This is a genomic window from Streptomyces kunmingensis (assembly GCF_039533535.1).
GTDB lineage: Bacteria > Actinomycetota > Actinomycetes > Streptomycetales > Streptomycetaceae > Streptomyces > Streptomyces kunmingensis.
The window spans coordinates 309,911-322,067 of sequence record NZ_BAAATS010000002.1 but is presented as its reverse complement, the minus strand read 5'-3'; the positions used below and the strand labels follow the sequence as shown (position 1 = coordinate 322,067).

Annotated in this window: 14 protein-coding genes; 8 read left to right on the top strand and 6 right to left on the bottom strand. The window is 69.9% G+C overall.

Annotation, left to right across the window (positions count from 1 at the left end):
• Window positions 1–14 precede the first annotated feature (14 nt).
• Window positions 15–695 (top strand): UbiX family flavin prenyltransferase, encoded by a 681-nt coding sequence (locus ABD366_RS03560; protein ID WP_324776276.1) that lies wholly within the window; start codon window positions 15–17, stop codon window positions 693–695.
• Here the strand turns inward: ABD366_RS03560 and ABD366_RS03555 are convergent.
• Window positions 692–823, bottom strand: coding sequence for a hypothetical protein (locus tag ABD366_RS03555; protein WP_324776278.1), 132 nt, complete (start codon window positions 821–823; stop codon window positions 692–694). The genes ABD366_RS03560 and ABD366_RS03555 overlap by 4 nt on opposite strands.
• A 140-nt stretch (window positions 824–963) precedes the next feature.
• Here ABD366_RS03555 and ABD366_RS03550 point away from each other — a divergent pair, with 140 nt between their 5' ends.
• The gene (locus tag ABD366_RS03550) at window positions 964–1,419 is read left to right on the top strand and encodes an Lrp/AsnC family transcriptional regulator (RefSeq protein WP_324776280.1); all 456 of its coding nucleotides are present in this window, start codon (window positions 964–966) and stop codon (window positions 1,417–1,419) included.
• Window positions 1,420–1,492: 73 nt separating this feature from the next.
• Window positions 1,493–2,656 (top strand): aminofutalosine synthase MqnE, encoded by a 1,164-nt coding sequence (mqnE, locus tag ABD366_RS03545; RefSeq protein WP_324776282.1) that lies wholly within the window; start codon window positions 1,493–1,495, stop codon window positions 2,654–2,656.
• Window positions 2,657–2,820: 164 nt separating this feature from the next.
• On the opposite strand, the gene ABD366_RS03540 is transcribed toward mqnE, so the two are convergent.
• Window positions 2,821–3,402 (bottom strand): GNAT family N-acetyltransferase, encoded by a 582-nt coding sequence (locus tag ABD366_RS03540; protein ID WP_324776284.1) that lies wholly within the window; start codon window positions 3,400–3,402, stop codon window positions 2,821–2,823.
• Between the two features lie 108 nt (window positions 3,403–3,510).
• On the opposite strand from ABD366_RS03540, the gene ABD366_RS03535 reads away from it, so the two are divergent.
• From ABD366_RS03535 to ABD366_RS03525, 3 genes are all read left to right on the top strand, one after another.
• Window positions 3,511–3,804 carry a DUF4229 domain-containing protein gene (locus tag ABD366_RS03535; RefSeq protein WP_324776286.1) on the top strand — a complete coding sequence of 98 codons (294 nt, stop codon included), beginning with the start codon at window positions 3,511–3,513 and terminating at the stop codon, window positions 3,802–3,804.
• A gap of 379 nt (window positions 3,805–4,183) precedes the next feature.
• Complete coding sequence (locus ABD366_RS03530; protein ID WP_324776288.1) at window positions 4,184–5,521, top strand: dicarboxylate/amino acid:cation symporter; 1,338 nt, start codon at window positions 4,184–4,186, stop codon at window positions 5,519–5,521.
• 191 nt (window positions 5,522–5,712) lie between these two features.
• Window positions 5,713–6,330 carry a TetR/AcrR family transcriptional regulator gene (locus ABD366_RS03525; protein WP_324776330.1) on the top strand — a complete coding sequence of 206 codons (618 nt, stop codon included), beginning with the start codon at window positions 5,713–5,715 and terminating at the stop codon, window positions 6,328–6,330.
• Here the strand turns inward: ABD366_RS03525 and ABD366_RS03520 are convergent.
• A complete protein-coding gene (locus ABD366_RS03520; RefSeq protein ID WP_324776290.1) occupies window positions 6,316–7,221 on the bottom strand; it encodes a MaoC family dehydratase in 906 nt (301 codons plus the stop codon). The two genes, ABD366_RS03525 and ABD366_RS03520, sit on opposite strands and share 15 nt — an antisense overlap.
• 51 nt (window positions 7,222–7,272) lie before the next feature.
• Entirely contained in the window at window positions 7,273–8,622 is a 1,350-nt protein-coding gene (locus tag ABD366_RS03515) for a 3-oxoacyl-ACP reductase (RefSeq protein WP_324776292.1), read from the bottom strand.
• 69 nt (window positions 8,623–8,691) lie between these two features.
• Here ABD366_RS03515 and ABD366_RS03510 point away from each other — a divergent pair, with 69 nt between their 5' ends.
• Complete coding sequence (locus ABD366_RS03510; RefSeq protein ID WP_324776294.1) at window positions 8,692–9,987, top strand: acetyl-CoA C-acetyltransferase; 1,296 nt, start codon at window positions 8,692–8,694, stop codon at window positions 9,985–9,987.
• Between the two features lie 397 nt (window positions 9,988–10,384).
• Here ABD366_RS03510 and ABD366_RS03505 read toward each other — a convergent pair whose 3' ends face one another.
• Complete coding sequence (locus ABD366_RS03505) at window positions 10,385–11,209, bottom strand: helix-turn-helix domain-containing protein (RefSeq protein WP_324776296.1); 825 nt, start codon at window positions 11,207–11,209, stop codon at window positions 10,385–10,387.
• 49 nt (window positions 11,210–11,258) lie between these two features.
• On the opposite strand from ABD366_RS03505, the gene ABD366_RS03500 reads away from it, so the two are divergent.
• Window positions 11,259–11,711 (top strand): DUF2000 domain-containing protein, encoded by a 453-nt coding sequence (locus ABD366_RS03500; protein WP_324776298.1) that lies wholly within the window; start codon window positions 11,259–11,261, stop codon window positions 11,709–11,711.
• A 154-nt stretch (window positions 11,712–11,865) separates the two neighbouring features.
• Here the strand turns inward: ABD366_RS03500 and ABD366_RS03495 are convergent, their stop codons facing one another.
• Window positions 11,866–12,069, bottom strand: coding sequence for a cold-shock protein (locus ABD366_RS03495; protein ID WP_003948780.1), 204 nt, complete (start codon window positions 12,067–12,069; stop codon window positions 11,866–11,868).
• Window positions 12,070–12,157: the final 88 nt, after the last annotated feature.

Genomic DNA, 12,157 nt, shown 5'->3' with positions numbered 1-12,157 from the left:
GATAGGCTCGTGGTGTGGAGCACGTTAACGCACCGAGCCGCAGGCCCTGGGTCGTCGGGGTGTCCGGCGCATCAGGGACCCCGTACGCCGCCTCCGTGCTGCGTGCTCTTCTTGCCGCGGGCGAGGCCGTGGATCTGGTCGTCTCGCGGGCCTCGCGGCTCACGCTGCTGGACGAGACGGGCATCGCGTTCCGGGACGCGCACTGGCGTGAGGATCTGGCGCAGTGGCTGGCGCGGGGCGCGGACGGCAAGCCGGGTACGTTCGACGGCGTGGACCTGAGCGACGTACGGCACTGGCCGGCCGGGGATCTGGCGGCGGGGCCGTCCTCGGGTTCGTACCAGGTCAAGGGCATGATCATCGTGCCGGCTTCGACGGCGTGCGTGGCGGGTGTGGCGCTCGGCCTGTCGAAGGACCTGTTGCAGCGCGCGGCGAGCGTGACGCTCAAGGAGGGGCGCAGGCTGGTGGTCGCGGTACGGGAGACGCCGCTGGGCGGGCAGACGCTCAGACATCTGGTGACGCTGGACGAGGCGGGCGCGGTGGTGCTGCCCGCCTCACCGGCGTTCTACGCGGGGGCGACGCACATCCAGGATCTGGTGGACTTCGTCGCGGGGCGGGCGCTGGATGCGGCGGGTGTGCCGCACACGCTGTACCGCCGTTGGGAGGGAGAGCTGGGGGGAGGCTCCCGGAGCGACTAGCTCTTCTTGCGGGCGGCGGGCTTCTTGGCCGCGCGGCGCTCGGCGGTGGCGGACTGGTGGACACGGGAACGAACGGCCTCGGCCTGCATCTCGCGCATGCGGGCGTACGCCATCTCGATCGTGAACACGGTGACAACACTCCTGAAAATCGATGGATCTTCGCTGATCCGGTGATTGGGCTTTAGATCTTGCGGGGTGTTGCCCCCGCACGCCTTAGATTCTACACGTAAACTCGCGTCAACGCTGAATAATGAAAGGCTTTGGACCTATGGACGCCGTGGACAGGCAGCTCATCCAGGCCCTGCGCGAGAACGGCCGCGCCTCATATGCGGAGTTGGGCCGACTCGTCGGCCTGTCCGGGCCGAGCGTCACGGACCGCATCAACCGCCTCGAGGCGGCCGGCGTCATCACCGGCTACCGGGCCACCGTCGACTCCGCGTCGCTCGGTCTCGGGGTGACCGCCCTCATCGGCATCTCGCTCTCCGACGCGGCCGACCACGAGGACGTCGCGCGCCGCCTGAAGGACCTGCACGAGATCGAGGACTGCTGGTTCATCGCGGGCGACGACTCCTACATGCTCAAGGTGCGGGTCGGCGACGTCGACGGCCTGGAGAAGACGATCCGCCGCCTCAGCGGCACCAAGGGCGTCTCCCGTACGCGCACCACCATCGTGCTCTCCACGAAGTGGGAGAACAGAGTGGGTGAGCTGCCCGAAGAGGTGTGAGCGCGGCCCTGTCGGAGGGTGGGCGTACGGTGGAGCGGACTTACGGGTCTTGTTGGTGAGGAGAGGTACGGGCATGGACGCGGGACTCAAGCGCGAGCTGGAGCAGAAGGTCAGGGACGGCGAGCGGCTGTCCCGCGAGGACGGCATCGCGCTCTACGAGTCGGACGACCTGGCCTGGCTCGGCGGCCTCGCCCACGAGGTGCGCACGCGCAAGAACGGCGACGTGGTGCACTTCAACGTCAACCGCCACCTCAACATGACGAACGTGTGCACCGCCTCGTGCGCCTACTGCTCGTTCCAGCGCAAGCCGGGCGAGAAGGACGCGTACACGATGCGCATCGAGGAGGCCGTCAAGCTCGCCCAGGCGATGGAGTCGGAGAACCTCACCGAGCTGCACATCGTCAACGGCCTGCACCCGAACCTGCCGTGGCGCTACTACCCGCGCTCGCTGAAGGCCCTCAAGGAGGCCCTGCCGAACGTCGGCCTGAAGGCGTTCACGGCCACGGAGATCCACCACTTCGAGAAGATCTCGGGCCTCACCGCGTCCGAGATCCTCGACGAGCTGATCGACGCGGGCCTGGAGTCGCTGACCGGCGGCGGCGCCGAGATCTTCGACTGGGAGATCCGGCAGCACATCGTCGACCACGACACCCACTGGGAGGACTGGTCGCGCATCCACCGTCTTGCGCACGAGAAGGGTCTCAAGACCCCCTCGACGATGCTGTACGGGCACATCGAGGAGCCGCGTCACCGCGTCGACCACGTGCTGCGCCTGCGTGAACTGCAGGACGAGACCGGCGGGTTCCAGGTCTTCATCCCGCTGCGCTACCAGCACGACTTCGTCGACATGAAGGACGGCAAGGTCAGGAACCGCCTCCAGGCGCGCACCACGATGGCGACGGGCGCGGAGGCGCTGAAGACCTTCGCGGTCTCGCGCCTGCTCTTCGACAACGTGCCGCATGTGAAGTGCTTCTGGGTCATGCACGGCCTGCACACCACGCAGCTCGCGCTCCAGCACGGCGCCGACGACATGGACGGCTCGGTCGTCGAGTACAAGATCACGCACGACGCGGACAACTACGGCACGCCGAACAAGCTGACCCGTGAGGACCTGCTCGACCTCATCCGCGACGCCGGCTTCAAGCCCGTCGAGCGCAACACGCGCTACGAGATCATCCGCGAGTACGACGGCCCGGACCCGGCCCGCCGGGACGAGCCGCAGCCGATGCGCGTCTGACGTTTCGGCCGTCGCCGGGTGCGGGTGGTTCGTGGCTGGTCGCATGCGGCTGCGCCGCAGCCCCATGAGGTGGCGCACGAAGTGCGCATCTCAGGGGCGTGGGGAACTGCGCGACCAGCCCCCACCGGGGCCGCACCCGACATCGCCCCCGGCACCGCGCCCCCTCACAGCGGCAGCATCATGTGGATGTCGTCCCGGTCGTCCCCCGGGGCCACCCGGATCGCGCCGGGGATGCGCCCGACCTCCTTGTACCCGCAGGCCGCGTAGAAGGCGTCCGCGCCCGTGCCGCCCCGGCAGGTGAGCCGCAGCGCCTCCACGCCCTCGAAACCGCGGGCGACCTGTTCCACGGCGGCCATCAGCGCTCGCCCGTACCCCTTGCCCTGGTGCCGGGGATGCACCATCACCGTGTACAGCCACAGGTGGTGGCGCATGAGGCGGTGCTGGTTGTGGGCGAGGAACGCGGTGGCCGCGACCGCACCCTCCTCGTCATGGGCGACCAGGAGCCGCGTGCGGCCCTCGGCGATCGCCGTCAGGTGCTTGGCCAGCTCGGGGCGGATGTCATCGGCGGTGACGGGCGGGACGAAGCCCACCGCGCCGCCCGCGTTCGAGACGTCGGCCCACAGCGCGAGGACACCGTCGCGCAGAGCGGGATCGACCGCCGGATCAAGGGTGAAGGCAAGAGGCGCGGACGCAGGCACGGACGTGGGCGCGGGCGCAGCCGCGGGCGCCCTGGACGTAATAGTCATAGCCCGACCGTAACCATTACATGCAGGACCGCTCAACAGCGTTCCCCGCGCCCGTGCTTCACTGGGGGGACCATTTAGCAACGGATCGCAACGGAAGAGTGGATTGAGATGCTCCGCTACACGCTGATGCGCCTGGGGATCTTCGCGGGCTGCTTCCTCGTCGTCTGGGGTCTCGTCGCCACCGGCATCGTTCCGCGCGGCCTGGGCGGGTCCAACTACCTGTGGATCGCGCTGCTCTCCCTGGTCATCTCGGCGCCGCTCAGCTTCGTGCTGCTGCGCCGTGAGCGGGACCGGGCCTCCGAGAAGATCGTCGCCCGCGTGGACCGCGCGAAGGCCAACATGGAGGCGAACCGCACCATGGAGGACGAGGCGGACGACACCGCCCGCGCCCAGAACGCGTAACGAACCTCACAGAGCACTCCGCCCCCGACGCCGCTCAGGCGCCGGGGGCGCCTGCGTTTTCAAGGCAAATGCGCTTAAGGGGCATACGTGCGTCGCACATTCCCCAAAGAAGCCCTTTGATGTTCCCAAAGCACTGGTGTTAACGTTCCTGACATGAAGACATCGACCGCGCACCGCACTGCCCCGGGCATCCCGCTCGTGGCGCGCCTGCATGTCGATCTCTGCCGCTGCATGTCCGCGGCCTGTCGCGCCTGACGCGACCACCCCGATGCAGCGGCGCCGCTGACCCGTCCCACGGTCGCCGCTCCAGTACGTCAGTACGCCAGTACCTCCCGTACTTCCCTGCCTTGTCCCCGCGCGTTTTCACTGGAGTGCTTCCGTGTCCGCGAACACCACCGCCCCCGCCGGCACCGAGCCGGCCGAGCCGAAGTCCGGCTTCCGCATACCGAAGATCCCGTTCTGGGCGCAGATCCTGGGCGGCCTCGTCCTCGGTGTGCTGCTCGGCTGGCTCGCCCGCAGCCAGGACATATCCTGGCTGGTCACCACGTTGGAGAAGGTCGGCGGCATCTTCATCCAGCTGCTGAAGCTGGCGGTCGCCCCGCTCGTCTTCTTCGCGATCCTGGTGTCCATCACCAACCTCCGCAAGGTCAACAACGCGGCACGGCTCGCCTCCCGCACCCTCCTCTGGTTCATGATCACGTCGCTGATCGCGGTCGCCATCGGCCTCGTCATCGGCCTGGTCACCAACCCGGGCGCGGGCACCGGTCTGACCCCGAAGGACGGCGCGAAGCCGGAGCACGCGGGTTCCTGGATCGACTTCCTGACGGGCATCGTCCCGACCGACGTCATCACGCCGTTCACCGAGCTGAACGTCCTGCAGATCGTCTTCATGGCCGTGGTCGCCGGTATCGCGATCCTCCAGATCGGCGAGAAGGCCAAGCCGATCCTCACGCTCTCCGAGTCGGTCCTGGAGCTCCTCCAGAAGGCCCTGTGGTGGGTCATCAAGCTGGCGCCCATCGGCACCATCGGCCTCATCGGCTACGCGATCGCCACGTACGGCTGGGACCTCATCAGCAAGTACGCGACCTTCACCGCCGACATCTACGTCGGCTGCGCCCTGGTCCTCTTCGGCGTCTACCCGCTGCTGCTCGCGACCGTCGCCAAGCTGAACCCGCTCCAGTTCTTCAAGGGCGCCTGGCCCGCGATCCAGCTCGCCTTCGTCTCCCGCTCCTCGGTCGGCACCATGCCGCTGACCCAGAAGGTCACCGAGCGCCTCGGCGTCCCGAAGGAGTACGCCTCCTTCTCCGTCCCGTTCGGCGCCACGACCAAGATGGACGGCTGCGCCGCGATCTACCCGGCGATCGCCGCGATCTTCGTCGCGCAGATCTTCGACATCGACCTGAACGTCGGTGACTACCTGCTCATCGCCTTCGTCTCGGTGGTCGGTTCCGCCGCCACGGCCGGTCTGACCGGCGCCACGGTCATGCTGACCCTGACGCTGTCCACGCTCGGCCTGCCGATGGAGGGCGTCGGCCTGCTCCTGGCGATCGACCCGATCCTCGACATGATGCGCACGGCGACGAACGTCGCCGGGCAGGCCCTCGTCCCGGTGATCGTCTCCGCCCGCGAGAAGATCCTCGACCACGAGGCCTACGACAACGCGACCTCCTCCCCGGTGGACGAGCCGCAGTCGGTGGCCGTGACGGCCGCCGCCTGACGTCCCCCGGCTCGCACACCGCCGTGCCCCGCTCCCGGACCCCGGGGGCGGGGCACGGTCGTGTCCGGGCCCGGCGCGCTGCGTAGGGTGAGCGCGGCAAGGTGTGTGGCGGAGAGGTGGCTGGGGTGGGCGGCGACGTGGTGGGGCGGCAGGGCGGGGAGTCCGGGACCGGGGGGAAGCCAAGGGGACGGCTGCCCCGGGCGGAGCGCGAGCGGCAGATGCTGGACGCCGCGGTGCGGGTGTTCGGGGAGCGCGGCTACCGGGCGGCGTCGATGGACGAGATAGCCGAACTCGCCGGGGTGTCCAAGCCGCTGGTGTACCTGTATCTGAACTCGAAGGAAGAGCTTTTCACCGCCTGCATCCGGCGGGAGGCGCAGGCGCTGGTCGCGGCGGTGCGGGCAGGGGTCCGTACGGACGTGGCGGCCGACCGGCAGCTGTGGGACGGGCTCACCGCCTTCTTCGCCCACACCGCCGAGCACCCCGATGGATGGGCGGTGCTGCACAGCCAGGCACGCTCCGGCGGGGAACCGTTCGTCGCGGAGGTCGGAGTCGCGCGGGACGAGATCGTCGCGTTCGTGACGGCCCTGATCGCGGAGGCCGCCGGCGAGGCGCACCAGGATCCGGTCCGGGCCGAGCGGGAGGTCGCCGGGCTCGCGCAGGCCGTGGTCGGCGCGGCGGAGGCGCTGGCGGGGTGGGCCAACACCGACCCGTCCGTCTCAGCACGGGAGGCCGCCACGACAATGATGAACTTCGCGTGGTCGGGCCTGGGCAACCTGATGGCCGGACGGCGCTGGTCAGTCCCGTCCTAGCTCACGCACCTCAGCCACGTCCTGGTTCCCGCCTCCTGGTTTCCGCACCTCTCCGGTGACGTGGACCCGGTCCCCCTTCGGGTTCCGCAGCTCGAAGGACGACCCCTGCGCCGCGTAGGTGACCGTGCCCGGCAGCAGCACGGGTGCCTTGAACCGCGCGTGCACGTGTACGGGGCCGCTCGCACCGTGGTGTGCGAGGCAGCGGGCGACGGTCCACATGCCGTGGGCGATGGCGCGCGGGAAGCCGAAGAGGCGGGCGGTGAGCGGATGCAGATGGATCGGGTTGCGGTCGCCGGACGCCGCGGCGTAGCGGCGGCCGAGGTCACCGCGCAGGGTCCAGTCCGCGAGCGGGGGCAGCGGTGCGCCGGATTCGGTGGCGGCCGGCACGGACTCCGCGACTCCAGCCGTCTTGTGGCGGGCCAGATAGGTACTCGTCGACTGCCACACCAGGACACCGCCGGTCCGCAGCCCGGTACTGACGACGGCTTCCGTGCCACGCCGATGCGCCCGCAACTCCTCGACACGCACAGCGAGTTCGTACGTGTCGCCGGGCGCCAGATCCCGTTCCTGCGTGATGTCGATCGAGGTGTGGACGAGCCCGAGCAGCGGCAGCGGGAACGCCCGCTCCGACATCAGCCGCATGGCCAGCGGGAACCCGAGGATGTGCGGATACGTGATCGGCAGCTCGGCCCGCCCGGTGGGGAAGGCGCAGACACGCTCATAGGCGGCGAGGTGGCTCTGCGCGATCCGCAGTCCGGGCAGCACGAGCCGGGTGCCGGGCGCGGTCAGGCCGGGACGGGGCCGCTTGAAGGGGGACAGAAGGGCGCCGCGGGCCATGAGGGGCAGGAGCGACGGAAGAGACGTAAGAGTGAGCGTGCGGGGCTCGGTCATGTCGGATCCTGTGGGGTGGGGAGTACGGGAACGGCCACGGGCGGGGCGGGCTCAGGCGCCGAGCAGACTCTGCCCGCAGACCCTGACGACCTGCCCGTTCACCGCACCGGAACCGGCCGACGCGAACCATGCCGTGGTCTCCGCGACGTCCACCGGGAGCCCGCCCTGGCCGAGGGAGTTCATCCGCCGCCCGGCCTCGCGGATGACCAGCGGGACGGCCGCCGTCATCTTCGTCTCGATGAAACCCGGGGCCACGGCGTTCACCGTGACACCGTGCTCGGCGAGGGCGCGGGGCGCGAGGGAACGTACGAGACCGACGATGCCCGCCTTGCTCGCCGCGTAGTTGGTCTGCCCGGTGTTGCCGGCGATTCCCGCGATGGACGCCGTGGCGACGATGCCGCCGCCGCGCCGCACGGCCCCCGCCTTCAGCAGCGTGTCGGTCGTCGTCAGCACGCTCGCGAGGTTCACATCGAGCACGGAACTCCACCGGCCCGCATCCATGTTGGCCAGCCGCCGGTCACGCGTGATGCCCGCGTTGTGCACCACGACATCGAGCCCGCCGGACCCGGACGTGAACTCCGCGATGCGCTCACCCGCGTCCTCGGCCGTGATGTCCAGCGGCAGCGCGCGCCCGCCCAGCCGCTCGGCGACCTTCACCAGGTCGGCCTCGGCGGACGGCATATCGAGGAGGACGACCTGCGCCCCGTCCCGTACGAGGGTCTCGGCGACGGCCTCACCGATGCCGCGCGCGGCGCCGGTGACCAGCGCGATACGCCCGAAAAGCGGCTGCGCCCAGTCTTCGGGGGCCGCCAACCCGCTTTCCTCGCTCCCGACTTCGATGACCTGCCCGCTGACGTAGGCCGACCGAGGGGAGAGCAGAAAACGCAGCGTCGACTCGGCCCCGGCCACGGACCCGGCGATCCGCACCAGGTTCACCGTGCGACCGCGCCCGATCTCCTTGCCGAGGGAGCGCACGAACCCTTCGAGCCCCTGCTGGGCGGCGGCCTGGTGGTGATCATCGTCGGAGAGCGGTACGCCGAGTACGATCACGCGCCCACCGGCCGCGATGGAACGAACGACCGGGTGCAGGGCGGCGTGCACTTCGGCGAGCGTGTCCAGGCCGGAGACACCGGTGGCGTCCACGACGACGCCGACGGGCCGCTTCACGCTCGCGTCGCCGCCCGAGAGCGAGCCGCGTACCTGAAGACCGGTGCGGGCAAGGAGCTGCGACAACTCTTCTCGAAACGAGGACGCGCCGGCCGTGAAATGCAGCAACTGGCCCTCGAAAACGGGGTGTTCGTTGCTCCATCGGCGCAGGGGGGCGGGTTGCGGCAGGCCCAGGCGGCGGGTGAGGAAGCGGCCGGGGGCCGTGCCGGTGAAGTTCAGATAGCGGTCGGCCATTGTCCAACTCCCTGCGCGGTCGTAAATTTACTTCGGAGTAAGGTTACTCAGTAGTCAGGAGTTGTCGAGATGGTACGCCCCGCCAAAACCCCGGCACCGCCCCGCCGAGTCGCCGTCATCGGCGGCAGCCGGATCCCGTTCGCGCGCTCCGACGGCCCGTACGCGACGGCCTCCAACCAGGAGATGCTGACCGTGGCCCTCGACGGCCTCGCCGGACGCTTCAAACTCCACGAGTCGGGCGCGGTGGGCGAGTTCGTGGCCGGCGCCGTGCTCAAGCACAGCCGGGACTTCAACCTCGCGCGCGAGACCGTGCTCGGTTCGATGCTGGACGCGCGCACACCCGCGTACGACATCCAGCAGGCGTGCGGCACCGGCCTCCAGGCCGTGACCGCGGCCGCCAACAAGATCGCGCTGGGCCAGACCGACAGTGCGATCGCGGGCGGCTCCGACACCGCGAGCGACGCCCCGCTCGGGGTCAACGACGACCTGCGCAAGATCCTGCTCGCCGCGCGGCGGGCCAAATCGGCGGGCGCCCGCCTCCAGGCACTGGCCCGGATCAGGCCGGGCCACCTCGTGCCCGACATCCCGCGCAACGCGGAGCCCCGTACGCGCTTGTCGATGGGCGAGCACGCGGCGGTCACGGCCCGCGAATGGGGCATAGCCCGCGAGGCCCAGGACGAACTGGCCGCGACCAGCCACCAACGCCTGGCGGCGGCGTACGACCGGGGTTTCTTCGACGAACTGGTCGTCCCTTACCGGGGCCTCGAACGGGACCAGAACCTGCGACCGGGCTCGACCACCGACAAACTGGCCGCGCTGGAGCCGGTGTTCGGCGTCAAGGACCCGAACCCCACCATGACGGCGGGCAATTCGACGCCCCTGACGGACGGGGCCGCCGTGGTGCTGCTGGCGAGCGAGGAGTGGGCCGAGGCGCGCGGCCTCGAACCGCTGGCGTATCTGACGGCGTACGAGACGGCGGCCGTCGATTTCGTGGGCGGCGATGTCACGGGCGGCGGCGGGGACGGGCTGCTGATGGCGCCTGCGTACGCGGTGCCGCGGATGCTGGAGCGAGCCGGGCTCGGGATCGAGGACTTCGACCTGATCGAGGTGCATGAGGCGTTCGCCTCGCAGGTCCTTGCGACGCTGGCCGCGTGGGAGAAGCGGGGGCTTGCGCCGGTCGACCGGGAGCGGCTGAATGTGGCGGGGTCGTCGCTGGCGACGGGGCATCCGTTCGCGGCGACGGGGGCGCGGATCGTGGCGACCCTCGGCAAATTGCTGGCGGAGCGTGGGGGTGCGGGGCGGGGGCTGATCTCTGTTTGTGCCGCGGGCGGACAGGGCGTGACGGCGATCCTGGAACGGGCCTGACCGGGCGACCCCCGACTGAGGTCACAGGGCTCCGCCCCGGCCCCCGCTCCTCAATCGCCGGAGGGGCTTGATCGGGCTGAGGTCACGGGGCTCTGCCCCGGGCCCGGCTCCTCAATCGCCGGAGGGGCTTGATGGGGCTGAGGTCACGGGGCTCTGCCCCGGGCCCCGCTCCTCAATCGCCGGAGGGGCTTGAGGAGCGGGGGGCGGGCGGGGTGGCATGGGGAGGCGGGTCCGGTGGTCAGGCGCGTACGAGACGTGAGGGTGGGGACGGGTTGGGGTGCCCCCGCAGGACTCCGCGGGAACCCAGTCCCGGATCACTCGCCTATGGCGGACAACAGGGGTGGAGACCGAACCGGCCGAGGAGGTACCCCAACCCGGCCCCACCCGACCCACCTCGTCACCGCCCGCGCGCATACCGCCCGGGCGGCACCCCGACCACCCGCTTGAAGTGCCGGTTCAGATGCGACTGATCGTAGAAGCCACAGTCGGTGGCGACCTCCCCAGGCGCCCGCCCCTCGAGCAGCAGCCGCCGGGCCCGGTCCACCCGCCGCGCCATCAGATACTGATGCGGCGCGATCCCGTAGGCCGCCCCGAACGACCGCACCAGATGCGCAGGATGCGCATGCACCAGCCCCGCAGCCTCACTCAGCCCCACGCCCTCCACGAGCCGCGCGTCCAACAGCTCCCGCAACGCGCAGGCCACCCGCCGATCAGGCCCGGGCCGAGCCACCTCGGCCAGCCGCGGCCGCAACCGCTCACGCAACCGCTCCCCGACGAGCGCAAGCCGAGCAGCCGCCTCCAGCTCGTCCCCAGGACGCGCAAGCGCCGCATGGAGCCGGCTGATACGACGCCGCAGCAGCGGATCCGCCAGATCGGGCGTATCGACGGCGGACCCGATGAACGACGCGTCGAGCGGCCCGCCCCGGGCGTCCAGGTACAGCACCCGCTTACGGAAGCCGAGCGGAGTAGCGGCGGACCCGTTGTGCGGCACGTGCGGCGGCAGCAGAGAGACCGTGCCGAGAGGAGTGCCGTGCTCATGCCGCTCGAGGTCGTAGCGGACAGCGCCCTCGTCGACGATGAGCAGCGTCCAGGTGTCGTGCACGTGCATCGGATAGGAGTGCCGCGTGAAGTGGGCGTGGAAGACCTCCGTGACGCCCTCGACCTCGGGACGCCACGCGGTGATTTTCTCGGACCCACCGGTCCGCCCGCCACCGGCCGCCATGCAAAAAACGTACAAGACGGCACGGAACCCCGTTGGGCAGTCTCAAGGCATGAGCACAGAGACACCCGCCGAGGACACCGCCCAGCGCCCACCCCGCTTCGACACCAAGATCGCCGTCCTGCTCCGGGACGACCTGGAGACCTGGCAGCGGCTCAACGTGACGGCGTTCCTCGTGAGCGGCCTCGGCACGCAGGTCCCCGAGGTGGTGGGGGAGCCGTACGTGGACGGGGACGACACCCAGTATCTGCCGATGTTCCGGCAGCCGGTGCTCGTCTTCGAGGGCGGCAAGGAGGTGCTCACGGCGGCGCACGGCAAGGCGTTGCAGCGGGCGCTGCCGCGGGCGGTGTTCACCTCGGACCTGTTCGCCACGGGCAATGACACGGACAACAGGGCGGCGGTAAGGGCGGTGGCCTCCGCAGACCTGGATCTGGTGGGGATGGCGGTGTACGGCCCGCGCAATGCGGTGGACAAGGTTTTGAAGGGCGCAAAAATGCACGGGTGACGCAAGGGAATACAAAACAAAACCCCAGGACGAGCCCCCAAAGGCAGGAGCCCCGTCTCACCCGGCCGACAGGATCGGCGGGGGAGCGGGGCTCCTTGGGTACTGCGCTAGGTTCCGGATCAGATCACGGCCTTGGCCGCGTGATCAGGAGAGATTAGGCGGGGGTGACGTTCTCCGCCTGCGGGCCCTTCGGACCCTGCGTGACGTCAAAGGTCACGGCCTGGTTCTCCTCGAGGGAGCGGAAGCCGTTCGCGTTGATCGCCGAGTAGTGGACGAAGACGTCCGGGCCGCCGCCTTCCTGGGCGATGAAGCCAAAGCCCTTTTCAGCGTTGAACCACTTCACGGTTCCGGTAGCCATAAGCCCTCCTATGGGCCAAAGGGTCGCCCTGCTCCAGAACCTGCAAATGCACTTGCGAACAACTGCAAAAGTCTGAATACGACGAGAG